The sequence below is a fragment of the Campylobacter sp. JMF_08 NE1 genome, assembly GCF_027737875.1.
In the GTDB taxonomy this organism is placed as follows: Bacteria; Campylobacterota; Campylobacteria; order Campylobacterales; family Campylobacteraceae; genus Campylobacter_B.
This window is the reverse complement of record NZ_JAOVUC010000005.1, coordinates 42,425-65,971: the sequence shown is the minus strand read 5'-3', so window position 1 is coordinate 65,971 and position 23,547 is coordinate 42,425. Positions and strand designations below refer to the sequence as shown.

Here is a 23,547-nt window from a genome sequence, read left to right as displayed (position 1 = left end):
AGAGCCTAAATTTGAGAAATTATTTTTTTGTTTGAGTTTTGCTTGCTTTTGCGCCTTTTTTGTAAGGGCGGTCAGAAACGATTGGTTTGCCATCAGCGTATTTTTTCTCGATTTTTGCAAACTCATAATTTGCGCCTACATTTTTAGCTGAGCGGACATTGCCCATTGTTAGGTATTTATAAAGAACATCTTTTAGGTTTTTAGTGTGTTCTGTATTGCGTGGAGAATCGTTTAAAATATCCTCGTAAGCGTAAATTCTCTCATAATAATCGTTTGTTAGTTGATCATCGATTGTGATGCGACCGCTATCGATTGTGACGCCAGCATATAAGCCTGTTTGTTCGCCTGGGGTTGCAATCCATGCTGAAATATCAGGTAAATCAGTAGCGCGACCAGCTTTCGCACCGTGTCCGCCAAATGCTGCACCAGCGCTTACTTCTAGTGTATCAGCACCTGTGAATACATCTTGGTAAGATTTAGTTGTGTGGAAAAGTAGCACAACATCGCTTGTCTCGTATCCTGCTTGGATACCTACACCAAAGCCTTTGTATTTGATGAAAATTGGAGCACTCCATGTGCCATCAGCATTTTTTACGCTAAAAATTCCATCGCCGTATTGGATAGAAGCGCCAGCTGCTAGGCGTTTGACATCTGTTAGGATCGCTACTGCTTTTGCGCCTTGTAGATATTTTTGATCTACATGGAAACCGCTAGATGCGCCAAATGATCTCATAACATTAGTCGCTGCGATGACTTCTTGATTTGCTACGACATCAGCGTGCAAAAAACTAGAAACTACAAATGAAGCAATTAATAAAAATTTTTTCATATGTTTAATCCTTTTAAAATAGAAATTTAGTTATTATAACAGCAATTTCATTTTTTTTAGCTAATTTTTAACAAAAAATTGATGAAAAATAACAAATTTTTGGGAAAATAATGAAAATTTTGGCGATTTTAGCATTATGCGCAGTTAAAATTTTTGCTTTATCGATAGTAAATGGTGAAGCAATTGTTTTGAAATTTAACAAAAACACGAGTGAAATTTTAGCAAATGGCAAAAAAATTCCCCTCGTAAATTCACTGGGTAGTGATGAAAAAATTGCAATTATCGCTGCAAATTACAGAGCCAAAAACGATATCAAACTTAAAATCACCCAAGATGGCAAAACCACAACCGAGATTATAAATTTAATCAAAGGCGATTACAAAAGCGAGGCATTTTCCGTCGCTCCCTCTAAGGTAAAACCGCCAAAAGAGGCCAAAGCTCGCATAGAGCGCGAACTAGCCGAAGCAAACAAAATTTACGCTAAAACTACGCCAAAAATTTTATTACAAAAACCTTTTTTATTACCTTCAAATGCTAAAATTACATCCGCATTTGGCAATGCGCGCACCTTTAATGGCGAGTTGAAAAGCTACCATTCAGGCACGGATTACCGCGCTGCTATGGGCACAGATGTGCATAGTGTGGGCGAGGGCGTGGTCGTGATAGCAAAGGACAGATATTACGCTGGTGGTTCTGTGGTGATAGACCATGGTGCTGGCGTGTATTCGCAGTATTATCATTTAAGTAAAATTTTGGTAAAAGTAGGTGATAAAATAGGCGGTGGCGATAAGCTAGGGCTAAGCGGTGCTAGCGGGCGCGTGAGTGGGCCACATTTGCACTTCGGGATCGCTATAAATGGTGTGAGTGTGAATCCTTTGGATTTTATAAATAAATTTAATAAAGTGGTGTTTGAAAATGAGTGAAAACAAAAAATTAACCCCAAAAGAGTTGATAAAAGAGTTGATCGAAGGTAGCGAATATACGCTCAAAGACTCGGTAAAAGGGCGCGTGCGCATAGTAGGGCGAGATAAAAAAATCATAAATTTCCTCCCAAGACAATTTGGCGTAGAGAGCCTCAATGACAAAATGAGCCTAAGCCCAGAACAAATCGAAAAAATCAAGGCAAATTTCTTATCTATTTTGCGCGAGGGGGCAAAACCAGCCACGAGTGCCGGAATCACTGGCGAGGCTAGTATGGAGCAGGATTTGCAAAGTGCTACAAAAAAATCGGTCAAAAGCAAGCCGAAATTTAACCTAGCGTCTAAAAATAAAACCTTGCAAGAAATTTACGAGGGCTCGAAAACAGCTGCCGCTAAATCGCAGAGCAAAAGCGCGCAGTATTTCACGCCAGTGGCCGTGCGCAAGAAAAACACAAAAATCCCATGCAAGGTGAGAATTTCGTTTTTGCGCAAAAGTTGCAGTGACGAAAAATTAGGAATCCTAGCTAGGGTGAAAATTCCGCTTTTAATGGAAAATTTCGGACTAAATGATGTCATAAACTCATCTGAACACGCGCAAATGGCGAAAAAAATGGTTCGCACAATCGCGAATTTGTATGTCGCCAAAGATTTGCGTGGCGTGCGCATAGAGGGTCCTGTGTGCCTATCTATGGGCTTTAAAAGCCAAATGGCAGATATCAGCAACCACGCCTTTGTCTTCAAACTCATCGAGGATACTTTGGTAAATAACCGCGTCATCACGGACGATAACGCTAGCGTCGTCAAAGAGATAAAAATGTATAAACAAGACGAATTTGACGGCGTTTTGGTCGATATTTTAAAGACAGATAGATAATCGCTTCAAAATTTAATCGCTTAAATTTAAGCGATTAAATTTTTCACCACTCCCCAAAGAAGTTTTGCAGCATAAAACACCAAAATCGCCGTAGAAATGTAAGCAAACGCCCTAGCCACGCTATCTGGCAGGCGCGCTCTGTTTTTATAGATCACAAGCGGAAAAAGCGTAATCCACGATAAAATCGCTACAAAAAGCCCTAGCAGCGAGAGAGCGAAATTTTCGCTACTCACGCTAGCGGAGACACTGAGCCAAAACATAATCACATAAGGATTTAGCAAATTTAGAAAAAAGCCTTTTGAGTAAATTTTGGCGTGCGTGCCAAGCTCGACGCTTTTGATTTCGGGTGTGTTGCGCGCGCTTTTGTAAATTCCATACGCAATATATAGCAAAAAACACGCCCCAAACACCGAAATAATCGCAAATACAAGCGGAATTTTGGCAAGTTGTGAAATCCCAAATGCACTAAGTGCTAGATAAACCATATCCGCACTCATTGCGCCAAGCCCCAAGCAAAGGGCTTTTGTGTAGCTTTGCAGCGCGTAAGACATAATCAAAACATTAATCGGACCGATTGGCACACTCACGCCAAAGCCCATTAAAATGCCGTTTATAAAGGCGTTCATCAATTTCCTTTAAATTTTTAGTGTGAAATTAAAATTTAAAATTCAAAATCGCCAGTGCTACCTTTGGACATGCTCTCAAACACGGCCTTGACATACTTATCGCGCGTTTGGCAGTCTAGGATTTTTTCGCACTGGCTACAACTTTGCAAGCCATTTTGCGCTTGGCAATCTTGCAAAATGGCTAAATTTTTGTCTAAAATTTGCTCGAAAATATCGCGTTCTTGGTTATTTTCTGACATTATTTTTCACTTTGATAAATTTCGTGCATTTTAGCAATTTCATATTTCGATCCGAAAAAACACGGAGTGGTTTGGTGAATTTTTGAAATTTCAAGCTCTAAAAGCGAATTGTTTTTTCCGTCGCTAGTAGCACCGCCAGCACGCTCGTAGATATAGGCGAACGGCAACACTTCAAACGCCATGCGAAGCTTGCCTGCTGGGTGATCGCTCGTGGCTGGATAGCTAAATAGCCCACCACCTTTTAGCAAAATTTGGTGCAGGTCGCTGACCATGGCTCCTGAGTATCTGAGGCGATAACCCTCGTCAAATAGCGTTTTTACGAGCACTCTGTGCGTATCGCTCCAACCTTTTTGCGTCGCTCCCGTGGCGTTTAGTTTGCCTTTTTCGTTTAAAATTAGCTCTTTTGCGAAGGCAAATTTGCCCTCCCTGCCAAGCCTGTATAGCTTCGGAGTATCGCCTAAACATACGCAAAGCTCGATTCTAGGGCCATACACGCTATACACTGCTCCGCGCAATGAGCTTGGTGAAATTTCGCCCTCATAAATCGCAAAAATCGAGCCCACGGCGAAATTTACATCTACTAGGCTAGATCCGTCGAGCGGATCGTAAGCTACTATAAATTTGCCGTTTTCATTAATGCTTAGCATTTCCTCTTTTTCTTCGCTAATTAGCGCCTTTACGCACTCTACGCCGCGAAATTCGCGCTCGATTATCATATCGCTTAGCACATCGAGTTTAAGCTGTGTGTCGCCAGTGGAATTTTGCGTGCTAGCGTAGCCGAAATCAGCGTATTTTAGCTCTTCGCTGATTAAAACGGCGATTTTTTCTATTGTTTTTACGATTTCTTGCATACTCTCTCCTTTTTAAACTTTTTTAGCATTATCAAGTATCCATTTTGCGATACTTTGCGCGTCGTTTATGTCGAAATTTACAGGGCAAGCTTTATCCATTTGCGCTCTTGGCAGATTTGTCGCAATGGCTTGCGAAAACGGCAAATACGCCTCGTCGATTTTGTCCCTAAATAGGCTGATTCGTGGCAGGGGCAGTGTTTTTAGACCCTCCACAATCAAAATATCAAAATCACCAAATCCAGCGATAATTTCGTCTAAATTTCGCATTTGTTTCAAAAAATATGTCGTGCGCGTAGGGCTTACGACCGCCACATCTGCGCCAACTGCGCTAAATTTCGCGCTGTCCTTGCCCTCGGTGTCAAATTTGGCCTTGTCTTTGGGGTCGTGTTTGACGATAGCGACCTTTAAATTTTGCTCGATAAAAATTTGCGCTACCTTGCAAATTAGCGTTGTTTTGCCAGTGTTTGACGGACCTGAAAACGCAATGGCTAGTCTTTTCATCTCTCTCCCTTAAAAAACCTTGATTGTATCAAATTTAGCCTTTTAAAAAGCAAAATTTGATAATATACGCCAAAATTTAAAGGAAGAAAAATGCAAAATTTAACTATTTCAAAATTTACGCACACTCTGATTTTAGGGCTGTTTGCGCTAGGAATTTGCTCGTGCGCTAACAAAGAAAAAGTCCCTCATGACCCGGTCAAAAACGAGTTTATGGCATATACGCAAAAATTCGAAAGCGTCAAAGAGGGCGATAGATACCTGGGCGTGGCGACCTATCTAAACCCCACAATGCCTGAGATTCGCAACGAAAGAGAAGATGAGTTTTTCTTGCTAACCTCGTATCCAAAAGAGATCGAGATTAAAAATGTGCGTGTAAATGGAAGTGACGAAAATGTCAGTGTGGAGCTAATCGCCGATGAGAGCGAACTAGCTAGCAAAGAGGTTTTTAAAATCGCGTGGTCTAATCGCTACAAAATCAGCGCGCCAAAAACGCAAAAAGATAATCTCGTGCTTAGCTTTACGACCTCAAACGACCTAAATGCGAGTGTGAAATTTCGCAAGGTTTCAAAGTCGATGTATTGGCACCCTAAGCTCAAACTCGATGATTAGAGTGGGCGTAAATTTTGCTAGAAATGAAATTTGTGATAAAATTTTAAAAATTCAAATTTGAAGGATAAAAAATGAAATGGCGTGGCGGAAATAAAAGCTCAAATATCGACGATATGAGGGCTAGTAGCGGTGGTGGCGGAGGCGGAGTAAATCTCGCGCTTTTGATTCCTGTGGTGAAATTTTTGGTAAAAACGAAATTTGGCAGAATCGTCCTAGCCCTTGGCGTGGTAGCGGCGTTTATGGGTTATAATCCGCTAAATTTGCTAAATTTTACCTCTGCTGGCGGTGGAGCTGCGGCTAGTAAATTCGAAAACAACGAAGCAGCGCAGGAAGCCAAGGATTTCGTCTCTACCGTGCTAAGGCAAACCGAAGATGTTTGGGGCACGATTTTTGCGAAATACGGCGCGAAATACTCTGAGCCAAGACTGCTTTTATTCCACGGCGCGACAAGAAGCGGGTGCGGGTATGCTAGCTCGCAAGTTGGGCCGTTTTACTGCCCAGCTGATACTAGGATTTATTTGGATACGGATTTTTTCTCTGATTTGGCGAAAAAACACCACGCAGCTGGCGATTTCGCGCAAGGCTATGTCATCGCGCACGAAGTGGGACACCATGTGCAAAACCTGCTAGGAATTTTATCTAACGCCGATAAATTAAAGGCCAGAACAAACGAAGCTGGGGCAAACGCGATTCAGGTTAGAGTGGAGCTTCAAGCCGATTGTTTGGCGGGTATTTGGGGACATCATCAATACAAAATTTTAGAAGATGGCGACTTGGAAGAAGCCCTAAATGCCGCCACGATGATAGGCGATGATACATTGCAAAAAAAGGCGCGTGGGTATGTGGTGCCGGATTCTTTCACGCATGGAAGTGGCGCACAAAGAAAAGAGTGGTTTTATAAAGGCTTTAAAACGGGCGATTTGAGTGCGTGTTTGACGGGCTTGGAGAGTTGGTAAAATAGGAATTTCAGTAAATTTGGCGAATTTTTGCGACCCTGCACGGGTTTTTTAAATTCGGAATTGAAACGAGCCTAGCTTTCACACAAAGCTCACAACGATAGACAAAAACAAGTCTTATCTTTTGATGAGCTTTGTGTGAAATCGTCGGCATTTGTTATTCAAATTTAATAAATTCTGTATTGAAAGTATTGTAGGATTGGCATCCTTGCTCACAAAAATAAAAATTCGCTTTTTGCGATGACGATGAAAATAAAATTTAATTTTGGCGGGCAAGGATGCCCACCTTGCGAAACTAATTTTAAAGGATTAAAATGACAAATGAATCTATCATAGAAAGTGCCCTACAAATCTCTGAAAGTGACCACAATAATAAAGAAAAAATTAAAAATAAATGCAACGATATAATTGCTAATTTGGGTGAATTAAATGCGTATATTTTTTTTAAACAATCTGATTTTTGCGACAAACTAATATGTAATAATGATATAAATGCAAAAGAAGCAACCGCTGATTATTCCTATGATTTTAATGGTATAAATGTAAATATAGAAGTAAATACGCAACAAGAAACCAAATCTAATAAAAAAACAACTTCTATATCAGCAGGGGCTACAAAATTTAAAAATTGTCATATAGATATAACTTCTTGTTGCCCATTTGGATACGATGAAGATATAATACTTGCCAATGTAATAAGTAAAATCAATATGATAAAAGAAGATGAAAAACAATTCAAAGAAAATGAAATAAATATTTTATTTGTAGATTTATCGTTTTTAGCTCCATTAAATTTATTGAAATATCATGAACAGCCACTCGTAATAGATATGAATAATGATGAATACATTATTCAATGCGGTTTAATTTGGCACAGCGTGTATGGAAATAAAGATGATATTTTATTTGACAAAATAGATATTAACATGCCATTTGAAACAAGTGTATATAAAATTCCATATAAAATGAAATTTTATAACAAAAGCAAAATTGATTTTATTATATTTAAGAACTATGAAGAATTCTTTATTTATCAAAACCCAAACAGACAAAATTCTTTAATCAATACTGAGTTTTATAGAAAAATAAAGTCTTTAAAAGCAAGTGTGCTTTGGTTAAATGAAGATGGCAGGTTACAAGATAAAATTAAATACCACAAAGACATAATAAAGTATTTATTAAAATTTAAGGAATTAGTATCGTAAGGTGGGCATATTTGCCCACCATTTATATTTTTAAAGCAAATTTTCAAATCCTAATCGGATTTTCAGGCAGGACTTCGATTTGTATGTTTGGTTTTTTATTTTTATTGCTCGAATTTTGGTCGTTAAAGTGCATTTGAAAACTTTTATTTAAATTTTCTAAAATGTCGCCAAACATCTTTTCAAGTTCGCCATTATCAATATTTTCGTTTAAAATGGCATTTACATCACCAAAAAATTTGCCAAAACTTTTATCAACTTCTTTGGCTAAATTTTCCAAATCTTTCCCAAAAATTTCAAAGGTTTTATTTGGTTTTTGCAGATTGCTTCATCTTTGTAAAACAGTTCTTTGTAATCACAATAACGGCGAAATTCGGGGCAGTATCGCCAAATCCGCTAGTAAATCAAATTTCGATTTCATACTCGATTGGATCTTTTACGCCGGCTTTTGCAAAGCCATTTAGGCGCAATTGACAGCTATCGCACACGCCACAAGCCTTGTGCGAGTTTGTGTAACAACTCCAAGTAAGTCCCAAATTTACGCCGTTTTCAAGCGCACGCGCCACAATCTCGCCCTTGTTCAAATGCACCAAAGGCGTTTTAATATCCACACTAAAATTCGGCGAAGTGCCCGCATTTATCGCGCTTTGCATTTTTGCGATAAATTCCGCCGTGCAATCAGGATATCCGCTACTATCCTCCTGCACCACGCCGATGAAAATCGCCTCACACCCCTCACGCTCGGCAAGCGCGCCCGCGATACTCAAAAACACGCCGTTTCGAAACGGCACATAGGTGTTTGGGATCTCGTTTTTGTCGATGTTTGCGCCCTTTCGCACTTCTAGGCTCGTATCTGTAAGCGAGTTTGCGCCGATTTGCGCGATAAATCTAGCATCTAGCGTGTATCGCCTCTGCGCGCCTAAATCATCGCAAATTCTCTCGAAACACTCGCGCTCTTTATCCTGCGTGCGCTGAGCATAATCAAAATGCACTCCAATGACCTCATAACCTGCGTTTTTGGCGATATACGCGCAAGTCGCGCTATCCATACCGCCACTGATGATACATAAAGCTTTTTTCAAATTTAATCCTTTTTTGGTAGAATTATAGGCAAATTTTGATTTAAAGGGCTTGAAATTGATACTTTGTGAAGAAAATTACCCAAAAATTTTGGACGAAATTTTAGCCACGCTTAGCGCAGGTGCGGTCGAGCTAGTCTTCGTGCGAAGCGAGGAAATGCGCGAAATCAACAAAAGCGCGCGGGGGGTCGATAAAACCACCGATGTGCTTAGTTTTCCGCTTGAAATTGTGCCAGGTGGTGCGAATACTGCCCCGATAGGCTCTGTTGTGATAAATTTGGATTTAGTAGAGCAAAAAGCGTTAGAATTTTCGCACTCAAATAACGATGAAATCGCGCTTTTATTCACACACGGACTTTTGCATATTTTGGGTTTTGATCACGAAATTGATAACGGGCAAATGCGCGAAAAAGAGTGCGAAATCATCGCTAAATTTAACCTTCCAAAAAGCCTAATCGTGCGAACAGATGAAATTTAAGAAAAATTAATCGGATCCATATCGATCTCAACGGGCAAATGTGCTAGAAGTGCGCCAGCCTTTAAAAGCGGCGTGTGCGTGGTAGCACGAAGCAGTATTTCGTAGCGAAATTTGCCCGCAATCAGCGCAATTCCAGCCTTGCCGTGCCCTATGATTTGCAAATTGGCTAGTTTTTTAGCTTTTAGCGCGCTGTGCAAAATTTCAAGCCCGCTAGCGCAAATTTTAGCCGCCTCTGCCTCGTTTTTATGCGAGATTAAAACACGCAAAAGCCTAGTGTATGGCGGATATAGCGGATCTCGATCCTCGCTTTCTTCTTCTAAAAAAGCGTCATAATCCTGCAAAAAATCCTCGAAAAACGCCCTTTGCAGAGTCTGTATCACGACCCTGCCTTCGCCCTTCCTGCCGGCTCTACCTGCTACTTGCATGCCAAGGGCTAGGGTCTTTTCGCGCGCCCTAAAATCAGGGTAGTTCAAATGCTCATCAATCCCCATAATCACCGCCAAATCCACGCCATGGTAATCATGCCCCTTGCTAAGCATTTGCGTGCCTACCAAAATGTCGATTTTATGGGCGTTAAAGTCGTTTAGTAGGGTTTCTAGCTTTCTTTGGGTCGTAATCTCATCGCGGTCAAATTTAGCGATTTTTGCCTCAGGGAAATTTGCTTTTAGCTCCTTTAAAAGCTCGCTAGTGCCCATTTTTTTGGCCTCACTTACGCTTTTGCCACATTTAGCACAAGGCTGTTTGTAAAACGCGCTGTATCCGCAATAATGGCATTTTAGCGCCTTTTCCTTTTCGTGATAGCTCATACCCACGGAGCAAAACGGGCATTTGATAATCTCGCCACAACTCTTGCAAACCATATATTTGAAATTTGCGCGTGTGGGCAAAAACACCACCACTTGGCGATTTGCGCCTAGACTTGCGCTGATTTCTTTTTTTATTTTGGGCGTAAGGGAAGTTTCGCTCTCGTCGTAAATGTAGCGTTTGTGCGTGGCGTGATAGGTGCCTTTGAGCCTGAAATTTGGCTGTTTGGCAAAGCTTGTGAGCGAGGGCGTGGCTGAGCCAAGCACGGTTTTAACGCCACATTTGTGCGCGGCGAAAATCGCGAGATCACGGGCATTTATGCGTGGAGCAGAGGCCGATTTGTAGCTATCATCGTGCTCCTCATCGACGATAATCGCGCCAAGGTTATGAAACGGCAAAAACAGCGCCGAGCGCGCGCCTGCGATAAGGCGAATTTTGCCTGCGAAAAAATCGGCTAAAATTTGGCGTTTTTTAGCGGGGGTGATTTTGGAGTGCCACACGCCAAGAGCCTCGCCGAAATACCCTTGCAAGCGCTTCGTCATTTGCGGTGTGAGCGAGATTTCTGGCATTAAAAATAACGCTTGTTTGCCAGAGTTTAAAATTTCTGCTATGAGCGAGATATAAACCTCGCTTTTGCCACTTCCTGTATCGCCAAAAATCAGCGAAACGGCGTTTTGCTTGGCAAAATTTAGAGCTTTTGTCTGCTCTGGGGTCAAATTTGGCGTTTTTGTGAAATTTAGCTTTTCGCAAGGCGCGCAATTTATGCTCGAATTTGGCTCAAAAACTCCAAACGCCACGCCGATTTCGCAGATATAAAAATGCGAAATAAACTGCGCCAGCTCCACCTGAAACGGCGTGAAATTTAGAGGTAAAATCTCGGTGATTTCTTTCGTGCAAAACTCAGGTTTTGGCACTTCGCGCAAAATTACACCGCGTTTTTGGGCGTTTTTTACGGGAATTTGAACTATTTGATATGGTGAAATTTGTGAATTTGAAAAATAGGTAAGCGGTTTTAGTCTTGCCCCTAAAACCGCAATTTCATAGTAATACAAGCTTATTCTGCTAATGCTTGACAGTTTTTATCTGTATGAACGCAATCAAAAGTGCCAACCTTGACACCCTTAGCGTCAGCTTCTGCTCTTGTTCGATAATATGTAAATGTTGTGCAATTCTTAGCCACACATGCTTGATAAGTTCCGTTTTCATTACGATGCCAACCATTTCTAAGATCTTTACCTGCATCAGGAATATCATTTTGCAAAATATTGTCAAATAAACCTGAACCAGTGCTTTCTAATACAGGCCAACTAGCATTGCCTTCTAACTGCATTTCAGCTTTTTTTAGTGCAATACCAGTTCTGATAGCCGCTACATCGCCTCTTATTTTTGCACTCATTGCGTCGTCTCTGGTGACGGCTAGTCTAGGCACAGCAACACCTGCTAAAATGCCGAGCACAACGATAACAAAAACCAACTCAATCATAGTAAATGCGTTTTTCATATTAAATCCTTTGATTTAAAATAGATTTAAGTATAGCCAAAATAAAATTAAGCTAGCTTTAAATTATTTTAAGCTAGCGATTTTTTGCGCAAATTTTACCCTTTGCCCTTGTGAAATTTCAAACTCCAAAAATTCCTCCTCGGCAATCATCACTATCGTAGAGCCAAGCTCGAAATTCCCGATATGTTCGCCCTTTTTAAAGCTCACGCCCTCGCCATAATCGAATTTATTATAATCAAAATTTAAAATTTCCCTAGCCTTATCGTTAGCCTTAGCGTTAGTTTGAATCCTCTCATCGAAGTCAAATTTCATCTTGCCTACATTTAGCGCCCCTACAAAAACCAGCCACAAAAGCCCGCCATTGCTCATTTTGCAGAGCAGAACCACGCGCTCGTTTTTAGCATAGAGATTTGGCACTTTTAGCAGATATTTTTTTGCCACGCTGTGAAGCTCGCCCGGGATATATAGCGCACCAATGACGCTAAGATCGCATGGAGCGTGATAGTGATGATAGTCTTTTGGGCTTAGATAGATGTTTGTGTATATCAAATCCGCCGACATTTTAAAATCTCTGGAAGTTTTCATATCATCTAAATTTAGCAAACTAATAAAAATTTCGGAATTTTGCTTTTGCAAATCCCCAGCCCAAGATTTAAGCCCCAAAAGCTCCCAAATATCGTATTTATGCCCCTTTATGCTAAACGCGCTAAAATCACTCGTGCGCCCACACTCAAAAATCACTCCGTCGCTCGGGCTCAAAAACGCGCTAGGCTCGGCGCAAATTTCACGCTCCCTCACCAAACGCCTCGTAAATAGCGCATTTAGGCTATCGTAATCACCTGCGCCTAAAAATTCGCTCATATCAATCTCAAAAGCGTCAATGTATTTTTGATTTATAAACTTCTGCACAGGGCGCGGAAATTTTACCCCAGCGATGACCCCAAAACAGCGTGAAATTAGCTTTTTCATCACTCTCTCCTTAGTCTTAGTAGCGCGATTTCTGCATCGGCAAAAATCCTCATCGGAGGCCCCCAAAATCCAGCCCCACTGCTCACATAAATTTGCTTCGCTCCGTCATTATATAGCCCATGGACATATTTTTGATCGAGTGCTACAAGCAGGCTAAATGGGAAAATTTGCCCGCCGTGCGTGTGTCCGCAAATACACAAATCCACCTCATCTTTTACATGTAAATTTATAAATTTTGGCTGATGAGCGAGCAAAATTTTAGGTTTATTTGGATCTGCCATTTTTAGGGCTGCCCTGAAATTCGGCTCTAATTCATTAAATCTCACACCGCTTAAATCGTGCGTGCCAAGCAGATTTATCCCCATAAACTCCACGCTCTCGTTTTGCAAAACCCTCACGCCCTCGCGCTCCAAAGCTTCGATTAAGCCCTTCGCGCCTCTGTAATACTCGTGATTTCCTGTCACGAAAAACACAGGCTTTTTTAGTTCGCGCAAAGGCTCCAAAATATCGCCTAGCTCGTGAGAACGCAAATCAAACATATCGCCCACGATACACACGCCGTCGTGGCTGGTAGCGTTTATCTGCGCTACGATAGTCTGCAAAAAATCTTTTTTCAAAAACTCGCCCAAGTGTATGTCGCTCACCACTGCCAAATTCAGATCCTGGCTTAGATTTTTGATTTTGATATCGACCTCGTTGATTTTCGGAGTTTTAAGCGCGTTGTAAAAGCCCTTAAAAAGGTAGCTAAACGCCATTATTACGAAGGTTACATCTACGCAAATTTTAATAAATTTGCGCCTACTCTCGCTAAATTTGGCAAATTTTGCACTCACATTTAAAATATCATAGGCTAGGCACAAAAAGAAAAGCGAAAAGCTACTAGCCACGCAAACGACGCAAATTTTGTATAAAATTTCATCTTTTAGTGCGCCGACAAAAACGCTTCTAGTAAAAAACATACCCTCGAAAATCACCAAAAATAGGCAAAAAACTATCAAAAACGGCTTTATTTTTTTGAATTTATCATAAATTTCAAACCTAGCTGAGATTGATTTGTAAATGTATAAATTCAAAAAAACAAAGAGCGTCGTGGCTACAATTGGAAAAATATATGGGATTTTCACTCTTACTCCAAATCAGATAAATTTTTCTAATTTTTCTCTATCAAAGCCCGAAATTTCGCCATCTTTATCGACCAAAAGCGCGCCAGATTTTTTAAATTTCGTAATCGTGCGAGAAAATGTCTCTGGGGTGATATTTAAAATTTTGGCGATTTTAATGTGTTTTGAGCTGGTAAAAATATCAAAATTTTCGATGATAAACTTTGATATTTTTGCCTCGCTAGGTAGCACGACGCTGTTTTCAAACGCAAATTCTAGCGCCCTAAGCTTCGCCGAAATTGATTTTATAATGCTAATGCAAATCTCAGGCTCGCTCAAAAATTCTTCGACAAATTTTTCATAATCTATTTTTAAAACCTCGCCACCGCTAGCAAAGCGCGCGCTGGCTGGATAGGGGATATTTTCGAAATTTACAGCCTCAGCCACGAAAGACATCGGGCGAATTTCGTGGATATAGATTTCCTTGCCACTAGGGGCTGTTTTGTAAATCTCGATTGTGCCTTTAAGCAAGATGATTAAATGAGAGCTTGTATCGCCCTCATAAAATAAAATTTCTCCCTTTTTAAAAGCCTTTTTGCTACTAATCTGCGCTAATCGCTCGATTTTGGCCTCATCAAGCCCCTTAAAAAAAGGGATAAATTTCAAAATTTCCATATTATTTTTTTAGTAAATCCCTGATTTCGCTTAGAAGTTTGATATCTTCGCTAGGCTCAGCTGGCGCCTCAGGCTCGGCTGGTTTTTCTTTTTTAAGCTTGTTGATCGCCTTAATCGCGCAAAAAATACAAAATGCGATAATGATAAAATCAACCGCTGTTTGGATAAATGAGCCGTAATTTATCGTCACGGCTGGTGTTTCGCCCACAGCCTCTTTTAAAACGATTTTTAAATCGGTAAAATTCATACCACCTGTGATAACTCCGACGATTGGCATAATGACATCACCTACTAGTGAAGTTACGATCTTGCCAAAGGCTCCACCGATGACCACACCCACTGCCATATCGATGACATTGCCTTTCATTGCGAATTCTTTGAATTCTTGAATAAAGCTCATTAAAAGCCTCCTTTGGGAAATAAAAGGATAGATAATAACCTAATTTTGCTTACTTTTTGCTTTTTATTAGGTAGAAAAAAGTATAATGGCGAATTTTGAAATTTAATAAAGAAAAGGAAAATTTATGTATAGATTTGCGCCATCACCCACAGGCGATATGCACATTGGAAACTTACGCGCCGCGATTTTTAACTATATCCGCTCGCTTCAAGATAAAAGTGGATTTATTTTGCGTATCGAGGATACCGATACTGCCCGCAATATCGAGGGCAAAGACAAAGATATAATGGAAATTTTAACCCTTTTTGGTATCAAATGGCAAACGCTGTATTATCAAAGCAAAAATTTAAAATTTCACCAAGAATTCGCCGCTAAACTGCTCCAAGAAGGCAAGGCGTTTTGCTGCTTTTGTAGCGAAGAAGAACTAGCAGAGAAAAAAGAAAAAGCCAAAGAAAAGGGCGTAGCGTATCGCTACGACGGGACTTGCGAGCATTTAAGTGACGCTGAGGTCATAGACAATCCAAAGCCATTTACAATTAGACTTAAAAAACCAACCAGAGTTTTGAAATTCACAGACGCTATCAAAGGCGAGATTAGCTTCGAGCCCGAAAATATCGATAGTTTCGTCATCATGCGCGCGGATAAGACCCCGACATATAATTTCGCTTGCGCCACTGATGATATGTTAGAGGGTGTAACATTTGTAATCAGGGGCGAGGATCATGTCAGCAACACCCCGAAACAAAACTGGATTAGGGAGTGTTTGGGATACACAGACGAGATTTCATACGCGCATTTGCCGATTATTTTGGGGCCTGATGGCAAGAAAATGTCCAAACGCGACGACGCAAGTAGCGTAAAATGGATGCTAGATACTGGATTTTTGCCTGAGGCGATTGCGAATTATTTGGTTTTGCTTGGAAATAAAACCCCGTGCGAGGTTTTTAGTATCGAAGAAGCGGTGGAGTTTTTCGATATCACCAAAATTTCAAAAGCACCTGCTAAATTTGACATCGACAAGCTTGCATTTATCAACCGCGAACATATCAAAAGAGCGAGCGCTAAGCGCATTTGCGAGCTTTTTGGCGTAGATGAAAGCAAGGTAGAGTTAGTGAAATTTTACACCCAAGAATCCAGCCTAATCCCAGAAATCAAAGCAAAAATTAGCGCAATTTTTAGCCAAAAAGAAATTCCAAGCGAATTTAGCCAAAACGCTGAAATTTTGCGAAATGAAATTTTAAATTTAGCCCAAATTCCAGCCGAATTTAACGAGTTAAAAACAATTCTTATGGAAAAAACCGCTCTCAAAGGCAAGGCGTTTTTTATGCCACTTAGATTGCTTCTTACAGGCGCGCCTCACGGACCAGAACTAAATGAACTTTACCCGCTTATAAAATCATCAATCAAGGAAATCCTAAATGCTAGCAAATAGCCTAATTTACGGCGTTTTAATCACTCTGCACTACGCCATACAAGCCTACATTTTGCTTGTGTTTGTTGCCTGCGTGCTTAGCTTCATACGCCCAAATCCGTTTAACAAATTTGTCCAAGCGATCTACAAGCTTACAACCCCGGCTTTCAAACTCGTGCGCAGGTATATCCCAACCACGCTTGGCGGGTTTGATTTCGCCCCGCTTGTGATTTTAATCGGCCTTAGCGTGATTGATAATGCGATAATTTATGCCTTACAAAGGAGTGTTTTTTGAAAATTTTATTTAAATTTAGCCTAGCGGTGGCACTCTGCGCGAGTTTTGCCGTAGCAAATGTCAAAAGCTACGAAGAGATAAAAAACGAGCCAAAATCTTTGGCGAAAGATTATTACATTTACCGCCTAGCCACCGAGACCAAATACGACAAAAACGAGCTAAAAGCCCTTAGAAAGGCTGGAATTTACCGATATCGTGGCAAAATAAAAAAGGAACTTGATAAAATTTTAGGCGCGTTTAAAGCTCTGCCAAAGCCAGATAAGTGCGCAGGTGTAACGAGTGCGAATATACTAGACGCGAATTTAACCTGCCAAAAAGCAAGAAGTTATCCAGCGTTTGTGGCAAAGCTAAGCCCCAAAACTCGCTCGGCATTAATTAGCAAATTTGAAAATAGCGGAAATTTGGGCGCGATGAGTGCAATAAATTTGCTAAAAGGCTTTAATTCAGGCTCGCCGGCGCAGTATTTTAAAGAGAGTGGTCATGCGCAAAATTATTTTGCATATTATCAATTCAAGGGCGATGAGAGCTTGCTAAACATAAACGCAAGCCCCGCTTTTATCACAGATATGGCGCAACTCTCTGGCTTTAAAAGTGTGCTTGAAGACGCCGTAATCAAGCGCAAATATCCAAATTTGCGCCAATCTATGCTAGGAATTGATCCGCAAAAAGTGGATAAAGAAATCGCGTTTTTGCTCGGCGTAAATGCTCTAACTTATGGCGATGAGGCGCAGGCTTTGGCGTATTTTGGGCGCGCAGCAGCTACGATAGAGAGCGTGCATAACTCGCACAATGCGAAATTTTGGGTCTATTTGCTAAGCAAAGATGAAAATATCTTGCGCGAGCTTGCCAAAAGCAACTATTATAGCCTCTATTCGCTCTACGCAAAGGAAATTTTAGGCGATAAAAGCCTAAATATCATAAATCCAACCCCAGCGCGCGATAAAATTTCAAACTATGATATCAAAAACCCATTTAACTGGGTTCGCACCAAGGCCAAAGCCGATAAAATGGGCAAAGCGGAGCTTTTGGAGTTTGCGAAGAAATTCGACACCAAAGAGAGCCTTGGCGAGTGGGCATATATAATGAATAAGGCTAATGGCGGGCGCGACAACTATTATCTAACGCCATTTATGGAGCATATCGGCACTACTGATTTGCACCGCCAAGCGCTGATTTTAGCCCTTGGCCGCCAAGAATCACGCTTTATCCCAAGTGCCGTTTCGACCTCGTATGCGCTTGGTATGATGCAGTTTATGCCATTTGTAGCGAACGATATCGCCAAAAAGCAGGTTAGTATCGAGGGCTGGGATCAAGATATGATGTTTGATCCAAAAATCGCCTACAAATTCGCCAATATTCATATCGACACACTCGAAACCAAGCTACTTAGCCCCGTTTTTATCGCATACGCATACAATGGCGGACTAGGATTTACGAGCAAACTTCTAAAACGCGCAGATTTGTTTAAGAGGGGAAAATACGAGCCGTTTTTGTCAATGGAGCTAGTAACTTTTGCTGAGAGCAGGGATTATGGCAAGAAGGTTTTGGCAAATTATGTGATTTATTCGCATATTTTAAACCCAAATTCAAAGGTAAGCGTGCGCGAGGAGCTAGATAAGCTCTTAATCCCAAGCAAGAGTGATAAAATCCGCTAAATTTATTGCCATTGAAAGAAACGGCGTAAGCCGTTTCAAGGCAATCTACGAGTATAAAATTTAAAGCGTGTAAATTTGCTGTCATTGCGAGCAAAAGCAAAGCGTCAAGACGCTTTGCCGAAGCAATCTAGTAAAATTTAAATTCAAAATTTAATCCAAATTTAGCATTGAACGATTTTTAAATTTTAATTTCACTCAAACGCAGAGTTTAAATTTAGGCTTGGGATTATTTGTAAATTTTGCGGTGCGACAAAGCTTTGTTTGCGGTATTTCTCCAAACCTGCGCGCGCTATCATCGCAGCATTATCCGAGCAAAATTTCAGTGGCGCAAATAAAAGTTCGCACTCGTGCGCGTCGCATAAATTTGCCAAATTTTGCCTCAAATGCGTATTCGCACTAGCCCCGCCCACGACGCCAAAACGCCTAAATTTGCGCTCATCAAAGACCCGCGAGAGTTTATCCATGATATGCTCGCAAGCACTTTTTTGAAAGGCGTAGGCGATATCGCACTTATCTTGCCCCGCTAGTTCGCCATTTTGCGATAGTTTTTCGATTTGCACACGAACGGCATTTTTAAGCCCTGAGAAGCTGTATTGTAGGCGTTTATCGCCTTTTAAAGGCACTGGAAAGCTAAATTTTGGTTTGCCATTTTTGGCTAAATTCTCGATTATCGCGCCGCCTGGATAGCCAAGTCCTAGCATTTTGGCGCATTTGTCAAAACTCTCGCCAAAGCTATCATCGCTAGTGCTTGCAAGCACGCTGATTGCGCCTCTGGCGTCAATATCAAGAATCATCGTGTGCCCGCCACTTACTAGCAAAACCCCAAGCGGAAATTCCGCTTCTTTGTCCAAAAATAGCGAATAAATATGCCCGATTAGGTGATTTACGCCAATTAGTGGCAAATTTAGCGCAAGGCTAAGAGTTTTTGCCATATTCACGCCCCCTATCAAACTCACGCTAAGTCCTGGCGCGTGCGTTACGGCGACGGCTTTAAGAGAGCCAAAAAATGGCTTCGCGCGCTCTAAAATGCGAGGCAGTGCTTCTGTGTGAAGACGCGCAGCTAGTTCTGGCACGACACCGCCGTATTTGGAGTGTTCGAGTTCTTGGGAGATTTTTTCGTAAAATTCTAATGCGAAATTCGAGCTGTTTAGCACAGCAATCGAGCTGTCATCACAGCTACTTTCAATGGCTAAAATCATTATTTTCCTTTAAATTTTTTCTAAATTTAGCATTTTTGGGCTAAGTTTTGGGTAAAAATAAAACAGACTAATTAAATCTTTAAAATTTTAATAATTTTTACCATTTATAAATAAATTTTGATTATAATCAAAGGTTGTAAAATTTAACACAAAGGAAAAAAATGATAAATGTTTATGATGTAGTTGTCATCGGTGGCGGTCCTTGCGGAATCGCGGCCGTGGTCGAGGCCAAAAGAAAAGGCGTAGCCAAGGTGCTTTTGCTAGAAAAAGGCGATAATCACTCTCAAACAATCAGACAATTTTACAAAGACAAAAAACGCGTAGATAAAGAATACAAGGGCATGGATAGCGAAACAAAGGGCACGATTAGCTTCGAGACTGGCACGAAAGAGAGCGTGCTGGATTATTTCGATAGCTTGCTAGATCACGGCGATATCGATATTTACTTCAATAGCGAGGTCGAAAAGGTCGAAAAAAAGGACGATGGGCTATTTTGCATAACCACAGCCTCAGCTGGATTTGTAGCGCGCAATGTCATCATCTCAATCGGCCGTATGGGCAAACCAAACAAACCAAGCTACAAAATCCCGCCATCAATCACACAAAGGGTAAATTTCAACCTCGATAAATGTAGCGTCAATGAAAAAGTCCTAGTCGTGGGCGGTGGCAACTCAGCCGCCGAATACGCGCTCTCGCTATGCAAAACGAACACCGTTACCCTATGCTACCGCAAAGAGAGCTTTACAAGGCTAAATGAAATTAACGAAGAAGATATCAAAAAAGAGGCCAGAAACGGCGACATTATCTTGCGCCTTGGGCTTGATATCGAAGCGCTAGAAAACGAAAGTGGCAAGGTGCTAGTGAAATTCACAAACGGCATGGAGTTAGTTTATGATCGCATAATCTATGCAATCGGTGGCACGAGCCCTGTGGATTTCCTTAAAAAATGTGGCGTAGAATTCGACGAAAACGGCGTGCCAAGCGTCGATGAGAGGTGCGAAACAGCCACAAAAGGGCTTTTTGTGGGTGGAGATTTGATTACCAGAAACGGCGGTTCGATCGTCGTAGCCTTTAACCATGCTCACACAATCGTAGAAAATCTGCATTTATGAGACTTTTCCAGCTAAAAAGTGGGTATCGCTACACTAGCGATACCATTTTTTTATGGAATTTTATCTGCGAAAACTGGCTTAACTCTCGCGCCACAAATTCTCTTAAAATTTTAGATGTTGGGGCAGGGTGTGGGATTTTGGGGCTGATGTTGAAGCGGGATTTTCCAAATTTAGATTTAAGCTTGCTTGAAATCCAAGAGCAAAATTTAGAAATTTTGCGTAAAAATTGCGAGCAAAATTCATTGCAGCCTCAAATTTTACACGAAAATTTCGCAAATTTTAAAAGCGAGCAAAGATTTGATTTAATCGTTTCAAATCCGCCATTTTACAGGGAAAAAATCCTAACTAGCCAAAATTCGCACATCGCGCTAAGCAAAAGCGCCACAAGCCTAAGCCTTAGCGATTTTGTGCGTGTTAGCAACACTCATTTAAAGCCAAAAGGTGCGTTGATTTTTTGCTACGAGGCGGGCAAAATCTCGCAAATTTGCGAAATTTTACAAAGCTATAAGCTAAATTTGACCAAACTTGCTTTCATCTATCCTAACGAAAACAAGCCCGCCAAACTCGCACTTTTTTTGGCGCAAAAAAGTTCGCGCTCACTTTGTGAAATTTGTGCGCCGATTTATACATTTCTTAATGGTGAAAAAAGTAAAATAACGGCTAAAATTTATGAAAAAGCTGGTTTAGAAAGTGTCGATATTGAGTGAGTTTGACTATACCTTCGATAGTAGCGCCTGCGAAAGCTGCGGTGGCAAGTGTTGCACGGGCGAGAGCGGATATATTTGGATAAATGACGCAGAAATCGAGAAACTCAGCGAATTTATGGGGATAGATAAGGCAAATTTTATCCGCGTATTTTTAGAGCGCGTTGGGAATAAATTTAGCATAAAAGAAAAACCATATCTTGACGGTATGGCGTGTGTGTTTTTCGACGAAAAGCACCGAAACTGCGGGATTTATGAATACAGACCAAATCAATGTAGAACCTTTCCATTTTGGGAATATTTCAAAGAGCATAAAGATGAATTGGAGAAAGAATGTATTGGGGTAAAATTTTAACCGCTTTTTTGGCTTTTGGTGCCATAAATTTGGGCGCTAGTGAAACCAAAAGCGATGCGATAAAAGATATGAATAAAAGCTCGGTTATCACAAATACTGCGCCGGTATCCGAGCAAAACGCTAGCGAAAATGTAGCGCAAAAGGCCACCACACCGCAAAAGCTAAAAGAGGCGATGAAAGCTTACGATGAGGCTGAGCTAAATTTCGATTTGCTAACTGCGCTAGAACTAGCCAATAAAGACCCGCAAAGCGCGATGAAGCTTTACGAAAAAGCCTTTTTAAAGACAAATTCGCAGGTGTATTTGCTAGAAGCCTTAAAGCTTGCGTTTTTCTTAAAAGATAGCAAAGCAACCGCGCGCTACCTAGCTTTGGGCGATAAAATTTTAGCCGATGATAGCGAGTATTTGCGCGTAAAAGTGGGGTATTATATGGGGCAGGGAGAGATACTTAAAGCCAACACTACCGCACTTCATTTAGCAAATTTAGAGGTAAATTCGAGAAATTATTCGATTTTGGGCGCGACATATTATGCAATGGATAATTTCGCCCTAGCCAAGCAGTATTTCGAAAAGGCCTATGAGCTGGAAAAATCAGAGGAAAATTTAATCCGCCTTAGCGATGTGCTTTTAAATAGGCTTGATAGTAGCGACGCTGCGGTGCGTATCATGGAGACGCATAGGCGAATTTACGGGTGCGCTAGCGGTATGGTGTGCGAGGTTTTGGCTGATGTGTATCGTATGCAAAAAAAATACTTCGAGGTCGCCAAACTCGATGAGGCGCTGTATGAGAGCAAAAAAAATACAAAATTCCTAGACGATATGATTGGGATTTATTATTATATGAAGGAATTTGATAAAATCATCGAAATTTTGCAAAAATACGATTATAAAAAAGATCTCATAATGGACGCTTACGCCCAGAAAAAGGACTTCGCCACAGCTATGAGATTAGCGCGCGAGGAGTTTTCGAAAACCGAAAATTACGATTATTTGGCGAACGAGGCGATTTATCTGTATGAATCTTTTGGCGATAAAAAAACGCCAGATCAAATTAACGAAGTCGTGGCGAAATTTGAAAACATAGCTAGCAAGCTAAAAGATCCGGTGCATTTGAATTACTACGGATATATTTTAATCGATCATGATTTGGATATCAAAAAGGGCATTGATTATGTCGAGCGCGCCCTAAAAGACGAGCCAAATTCGGTTTATTACATAGACTCGCTAGCATGGGGGTTTTACAAACTTGGCGAGTGCGAAAAAGCCAAAGAGTGGATGGACAAGATAAAAGACGATGAGTTTTACACTAGCGACGAGGGCAAGGGGCATGTAAGCGCGATAGAAAAATGCGTGATAGACAAAAATATCCAAAAAATAGGCGAAATCGCAGGCGGAATAAAGGCGCAAAAATGATTTTAGATGAAATTTTAGAAAAAACGCGCGAGGATTTGGCTAGGCGCAAAGAAAAATTTAGCTTTGATATGCTTGGTCGCACTCTAAGTGCTAATCCCATGATACCGCGCGACGCGAAAAACGCGCTAAAAAGCACCCCGGATAATCCACTCCGCATAATCGCAGAGGTAAAAAAAGCAAGCCCTAGCAAGGGCATTATCAGAGAGGATTTCGATCCGCTTAAAATCGCTATGGAGTATGAAAAATCAGGCGCGAGTGCGTTTTCTATTTTGACTGAGCCACACTATTTTAAGGGCGATATTAGCTACATTTCGCAAATCAGGCGCTATACAAACACGCCGATTTTGCGCAAAGATTTTATAATCGATGAGTATCAAATCCTAGAAGCGCTCGTGTATGGGGCGGATTTTGTGCTATTAATCGCAAAGGCTTTGGAACAAAAAGAGCTTAAAAGACTTTTGGAATTTGCTAGGCATTTGGGGCTTGAAGCGCTCTTTGAAATTCATGATAAAGATGATTTAAAAAAGGCGATTTTCGCAGGGGCTGATATAATCGGCATAAATCACCGAAATTTGCAGACTTTCGAGGTTGATTTGAGTTTGTCGGCAAATTTAATCCCGCTTATCCCAAATGGCAAAATTATCGTCGCAGAAAGTGGGCTGGGCTCGCACGAACAGCTACTCGAATTAAGCGCGCGCGGGGTCGATGCGTTTTTAATCGGCGAGAGTTTTATGCGCCAAGATGATGTCGGCGCGGCACTTAGAGCAGTGAAATTTGGCGAAAAATAGGGG

28 protein-coding genes are annotated in these 23,547 nt (G+C 41.1%); 14 read left to right on the top strand and 14 right to left on the bottom strand.

Going from position 1 to position 23,547, the window contains the following annotated elements; genetic code table 11:
- Positions 1-19 precede the first annotated feature (19 nt).
- Positions 20-829, bottom strand: coding sequence for a lipid-binding SYLF domain-containing protein (locus OFN91_RS05430; protein ID WP_270866005.1), 810 nt, complete (start codon positions 827-829; stop codon positions 20-22).
- 110 nt (positions 830-939) lie between these two features.
- Here OFN91_RS05430 and OFN91_RS05425 point away from each other — a divergent pair, with 110 nt between their 5' ends.
- Both OFN91_RS05425 and OFN91_RS05420 read left to right on the top strand, forming a co-directional pair.
- The gene (locus OFN91_RS05425) at positions 940-1,752 is read left to right on the top strand and encodes a M23 family metallopeptidase (protein ID WP_270865123.1); all 813 of its coding nucleotides are present in this window, start codon (positions 940-942) and stop codon (positions 1,750-1,752) included.
- Positions 1,745-2,623, top strand: coding sequence for a hypothetical protein (locus OFN91_RS05420; protein WP_270873544.1), 879 nt, complete (start codon positions 1,745-1,747; stop codon positions 2,621-2,623). The genes OFN91_RS05425 and OFN91_RS05420 overlap by 8 nt, the downstream gene beginning before the upstream one ends.
- Positions 2,624-2,649: 26 nt before the next feature.
- Here the strand turns inward: OFN91_RS05420 and OFN91_RS05415 are convergent, their stop codons facing one another.
- The 4 genes from OFN91_RS05415 to mobB are packed head-to-tail and all read right to left on the bottom strand — an operon-like array spanning position 2,650 to position 4,840.
- Entirely contained in the window at positions 2,650-3,249 is a 600-nt protein-coding gene (locus tag OFN91_RS05415) for a LysE family translocator (RefSeq protein WP_270873543.1), read from the bottom strand.
- A gap of 35 nt (positions 3,250-3,284) precedes the next feature.
- Positions 3,285-3,488, bottom strand: coding sequence for a hypothetical protein (locus tag OFN91_RS05410; protein ID WP_270858212.1), 204 nt, complete (start codon positions 3,486-3,488; stop codon positions 3,285-3,287).
- Positions 3,488-4,339: a class 1 fructose-bisphosphatase gene (locus tag OFN91_RS05405; protein ID WP_270873542.1), complete on the bottom strand. Its 852-nt coding sequence runs from the start codon at positions 4,337-4,339 to the stop codon at positions 3,488-3,490. Before OFN91_RS05405 ends, OFN91_RS05410 begins: the two co-directional genes overlap by 1 nt.
- A gap of 12 nt (positions 4,340-4,351) precedes the next feature.
- Positions 4,352-4,840, bottom strand: a complete 489-nt coding sequence (gene mobB / locus OFN91_RS05400; RefSeq protein WP_270873541.1) for a molybdopterin-guanine dinucleotide biosynthesis protein B — start codon at positions 4,838-4,840, stop codon at positions 4,352-4,354.
- A gap of 90 nt (positions 4,841-4,930) precedes the next feature.
- On the opposite strand from mobB, the gene OFN91_RS05395 reads away from it, so the two are divergent.
- The 3 genes from OFN91_RS05395 (at position 4,931) to OFN91_RS05385 (ending at position 7,610) form a co-directional block, all read left to right on the top strand.
- The gene (locus OFN91_RS05395) at positions 4,931-5,449 is read left to right on the top strand and encodes a hypothetical protein (protein ID WP_270873540.1); all 519 of its coding nucleotides are present in this window, start codon (positions 4,931-4,933) and stop codon (positions 5,447-5,449) included.
- Between the two features lie 71 nt (positions 5,450-5,520).
- Entirely contained in the window at positions 5,521-6,405 is an 885-nt protein-coding gene (gene ypfJ / locus OFN91_RS05390; protein ID WP_270873539.1) for a KPN_02809 family neutral zinc metallopeptidase, read from the top strand.
- Positions 6,406-6,719: 314 nt separating this feature from the next.
- The gene (locus tag OFN91_RS05385) at positions 6,720-7,610 is read left to right on the top strand and encodes a hypothetical protein (RefSeq protein WP_270873538.1); all 891 of its coding nucleotides are present in this window, start codon (positions 6,720-6,722) and stop codon (positions 7,608-7,610) included.
- 43 nt (positions 7,611-7,653) lie between these two features.
- On the opposite strand, the gene OFN91_RS05380 is transcribed toward OFN91_RS05385, so the two are convergent.
- Together OFN91_RS05380 and queC are read right to left on the bottom strand one after the other, a co-directional pair.
- Positions 7,654-7,887, bottom strand: a complete 234-nt coding sequence (locus OFN91_RS05380; protein WP_270873537.1) for a hypothetical protein — start codon at positions 7,885-7,887, stop codon at positions 7,654-7,656.
- 124 nt (positions 7,888-8,011) lie between these two features.
- Positions 8,012-8,689, bottom strand: coding sequence for a 7-cyano-7-deazaguanine synthase QueC (gene queC / locus OFN91_RS05375; RefSeq protein ID WP_270873536.1), 678 nt, complete (start codon positions 8,687-8,689; stop codon positions 8,012-8,014).
- Between the two features lie 55 nt (positions 8,690-8,744).
- On the opposite strand from queC, the gene ybeY reads away from it, so the two are divergent.
- The gene (gene ybeY, locus OFN91_RS05370) at positions 8,745-9,164 is read left to right on the top strand and encodes an rRNA maturation RNase YbeY (protein WP_270873535.1); all 420 of its coding nucleotides are present in this window, start codon (positions 8,745-8,747) and stop codon (positions 9,162-9,164) included.
- On the opposite strand, the gene OFN91_RS05365 is transcribed toward ybeY, so the two are convergent.
- The 6 genes from OFN91_RS05365 to mscL all read right to left on the bottom strand — a co-directional run bounded on the left by OFN91_RS05365 (position 9,161) and on the right by mscL (position 14,613).
- Positions 9,161-11,035, bottom strand: coding sequence for a primosomal protein N' (locus OFN91_RS05365; protein ID WP_442868052.1), 1,875 nt, complete (start codon positions 11,033-11,035; stop codon positions 9,161-9,163). The two genes, ybeY and OFN91_RS05365, sit on opposite strands and share 4 nt — an antisense overlap.
- Positions 11,023-11,469, bottom strand: a complete 447-nt coding sequence (locus tag OFN91_RS05360) for a type II secretion system protein (RefSeq protein ID WP_270873533.1) — start codon at positions 11,467-11,469, stop codon at positions 11,023-11,025. Before OFN91_RS05360 ends, OFN91_RS05365 begins: the two co-directional genes overlap by 13 nt.
- A 63-nt stretch (positions 11,470-11,532) precedes the next feature.
- Positions 11,533-12,438: an archaetidylserine decarboxylase gene (gene asd, locus OFN91_RS05355; RefSeq protein ID WP_270873532.1), complete on the bottom strand. Its 906-nt coding sequence runs from the start codon at positions 12,436-12,438 to the stop codon at positions 11,533-11,535.
- Entirely contained in the window at positions 12,438-13,562 is a 1,125-nt protein-coding gene (locus tag OFN91_RS05350; RefSeq protein WP_270873531.1) for a metallophosphoesterase, read from the bottom strand. The genes asd and OFN91_RS05350 overlap by 1 nt, the downstream gene beginning before the upstream one ends.
- 12 nt (positions 13,563-13,574) lie before the next feature.
- Positions 13,575-14,213: a Crp/Fnr family transcriptional regulator gene (locus OFN91_RS05345; protein ID WP_270865135.1), complete on the bottom strand. Its 639-nt coding sequence runs from the start codon at positions 14,211-14,213 to the stop codon at positions 13,575-13,577.
- A gap of 1 nt (position 14,214) precedes the next feature.
- On the bottom strand, positions 14,215-14,613 hold the full coding sequence (gene mscL / locus OFN91_RS05340; protein ID WP_270858204.1) for a large-conductance mechanosensitive channel protein MscL: 399 nt from the start codon (positions 14,611-14,613) through the stop codon (positions 14,215-14,217).
- 124 nt (positions 14,614-14,737) lie between these two features.
- Here mscL and gltX point away from each other — a divergent pair, with 124 nt between their 5' ends.
- From gltX to OFN91_RS05325, 3 genes are read left to right on the top strand one after another with little or no spacing between them, the layout of a single operon-like run.
- Positions 14,738-16,045 carry a glutamate--tRNA ligase gene (gene gltX / locus OFN91_RS05335; protein ID WP_270873530.1) on the top strand — a complete coding sequence of 436 codons (1,308 nt, stop codon included), beginning with the start codon at positions 14,738-14,740 and terminating at the stop codon, positions 16,043-16,045.
- On the top strand, positions 16,032-16,319 hold the full coding sequence (locus OFN91_RS05330) for a YggT family protein (protein WP_270858206.1): 288 nt from the start codon (positions 16,032-16,034) through the stop codon (positions 16,317-16,319). The genes gltX and OFN91_RS05330 overlap by 14 nt, the downstream gene beginning before the upstream one ends.
- On the top strand, positions 16,316-17,974 hold the full coding sequence (locus tag OFN91_RS05325) for a transglycosylase SLT domain-containing protein (protein ID WP_270873529.1): 1,659 nt from the start codon (positions 16,316-16,318) through the stop codon (positions 17,972-17,974). Before OFN91_RS05330 ends, OFN91_RS05325 begins: the two co-directional genes overlap by 4 nt.
- 191 nt (positions 17,975-18,165) lie before the next feature.
- Here the strand turns inward: OFN91_RS05325 and tsaD are convergent, their stop codons facing one another.
- Positions 18,166-19,173, bottom strand: coding sequence for a tRNA (adenosine(37)-N6)-threonylcarbamoyltransferase complex transferase subunit TsaD (gene tsaD / locus OFN91_RS05320; protein ID WP_270873528.1), 1,008 nt, complete (start codon positions 19,171-19,173; stop codon positions 18,166-18,168).
- 161 nt (positions 19,174-19,334) lie between these two features.
- Between tsaD and OFN91_RS05315 the strand changes: the two genes are divergently transcribed.
- From OFN91_RS05315 to trpC, 5 genes are read left to right on the top strand one after another with little or no spacing between them, the layout of a single operon-like run.
- Complete coding sequence (locus OFN91_RS05315; RefSeq protein ID WP_270866023.1) at positions 19,335-20,285, top strand: NAD(P)-binding domain-containing protein; 951 nt, start codon at positions 19,335-19,337, stop codon at positions 20,283-20,285.
- Entirely contained in the window at positions 20,282-20,992 is a 711-nt protein-coding gene (locus OFN91_RS05310; protein ID WP_270873527.1) for a tRNA1(Val) (adenine(37)-N6)-methyltransferase, read from the top strand. Before OFN91_RS05315 ends, OFN91_RS05310 begins: the two co-directional genes overlap by 4 nt.
- On the top strand, positions 20,985-21,344 hold the full coding sequence (locus OFN91_RS05305; protein ID WP_442867978.1) for a YkgJ family cysteine cluster protein: 360 nt from the start codon (positions 20,985-20,987) through the stop codon (positions 21,342-21,344). Before OFN91_RS05310 ends, OFN91_RS05305 begins: the two co-directional genes overlap by 8 nt.
- Positions 21,323-22,756, top strand: coding sequence for a tetratricopeptide repeat protein (locus OFN91_RS05300; protein WP_270873526.1), 1,434 nt, complete (start codon positions 21,323-21,325; stop codon positions 22,754-22,756). The genes OFN91_RS05305 and OFN91_RS05300 overlap by 22 nt, the downstream gene beginning before the upstream one ends.
- Complete coding sequence (gene trpC, locus OFN91_RS05295) at positions 22,753-23,544, top strand: indole-3-glycerol phosphate synthase TrpC (RefSeq protein ID WP_270873525.1); 792 nt, start codon at positions 22,753-22,755, stop codon at positions 23,542-23,544. Before OFN91_RS05300 ends, trpC begins: the two co-directional genes overlap by 4 nt.
- Positions 23,545-23,547 lie beyond the last annotated feature (3 nt).

What these genes read in the sequence shown, in the direction of transcription:
- OFN91_RS05430 (WP_270866005.1), bottom strand. Translation starts at nt 829, where the DNA reads ATGAAAAAATTTTTATTAATTGCTTCATTTGTAGTTTCTAGTTTTTTG.
- OFN91_RS05425 (WP_270865123.1), top strand. Translation starts at nt 940, where the DNA reads ATGAAAATTTTGGCGATTTTAGCATTATGCGCAGTTAAAATTTTTGCT.
- OFN91_RS05420 (WP_270873544.1), top strand. Translation starts at nt 1,745, where the DNA reads ATGAGTGAAAACAAAAAATTAACCCCAAAAGAGTTGATAAAAGAGTTG.
- OFN91_RS05415 (WP_270873543.1), bottom strand. Translation starts at nt 3,249, where the DNA reads ATGAACGCCTTTATAAACGGCATTTTAATGGGCTTTGGCGTGAGTGTG.
- OFN91_RS05410 (WP_270858212.1), bottom strand. Translation starts at nt 3,488, where the DNA reads ATGTCAGAAAATAACCAAGAACGCGATATTTTCGAGCAAATTTTAGAC.
- OFN91_RS05405 (WP_270873542.1), bottom strand. Translation starts at nt 4,339, where the DNA reads ATGCAAGAAATCGTAAAAACAATAGAAAAAATCGCCGTTTTAATCAGC.
- mobB (WP_270873541.1), bottom strand. Translation starts at nt 4,840, where the DNA reads ATGAAAAGACTAGCCATTGCGTTTTCAGGTCCGTCAAACACTGGCAAA.
- OFN91_RS05395 (WP_270873540.1), top strand. Translation starts at nt 4,931, where the DNA reads ATGCAAAATTTAACTATTTCAAAATTTACGCACACTCTGATTTTAGGG.
- ypfJ (WP_270873539.1), top strand. Translation starts at nt 5,521, where the DNA reads ATGAAATGGCGTGGCGGAAATAAAAGCTCAAATATCGACGATATGAGG.
- OFN91_RS05385 (WP_270873538.1), top strand. Translation starts at nt 6,720, where the DNA reads ATGACAAATGAATCTATCATAGAAAGTGCCCTACAAATCTCTGAAAGT.
- OFN91_RS05360 (WP_270873533.1), bottom strand. Translation starts at nt 11,469, where the DNA reads ATGAAAAACGCATTTACTATGATTGAGTTGGTTTTTGTTATCGTTGTG.
- asd (WP_270873532.1), bottom strand. Translation starts at nt 12,438, where the DNA reads ATGAAAAAGCTAATTTCACGCTGTTTTGGGGTCATCGCTGGGGTAAAA.
- OFN91_RS05345 (WP_270865135.1), bottom strand. Translation starts at nt 14,213, where the DNA reads ATGGAAATTTTGAAATTTATCCCTTTTTTTAAGGGGCTTGATGAGGCC.
- mscL (WP_270858204.1), bottom strand. Translation starts at nt 14,613, where the DNA reads ATGAGCTTTATTCAAGAATTCAAAGAATTCGCAATGAAAGGCAATGTC.
- gltX (WP_270873530.1), top strand. Translation starts at nt 14,738, where the DNA reads ATGTATAGATTTGCGCCATCACCCACAGGCGATATGCACATTGGAAAC.
- OFN91_RS05330 (WP_270858206.1), top strand. Translation starts at nt 16,032, where the DNA reads ATGCTAGCAAATAGCCTAATTTACGGCGTTTTAATCACTCTGCACTAC.
- tsaD (WP_270873528.1), bottom strand. Translation starts at nt 19,173, where the DNA reads ATGATTTTAGCCATTGAAAGTAGCTGTGATGACAGCTCGATTGCTGTG.
- OFN91_RS05315 (WP_270866023.1), top strand. Translation starts at nt 19,335, where the DNA reads ATGATAAATGTTTATGATGTAGTTGTCATCGGTGGCGGTCCTTGCGGA.
- OFN91_RS05310 (WP_270873527.1), top strand. Translation starts at nt 20,282, where the DNA reads ATGAGACTTTTCCAGCTAAAAAGTGGGTATCGCTACACTAGCGATACC.
- OFN91_RS05300 (WP_270873526.1), top strand. Translation starts at nt 21,323, where the DNA reads ATGTATTGGGGTAAAATTTTAACCGCTTTTTTGGCTTTTGGTGCCATA.
- trpC (WP_270873525.1), top strand. Translation starts at nt 22,753, where the DNA reads ATGATTTTAGATGAAATTTTAGAAAAAACGCGCGAGGATTTGGCTAGG.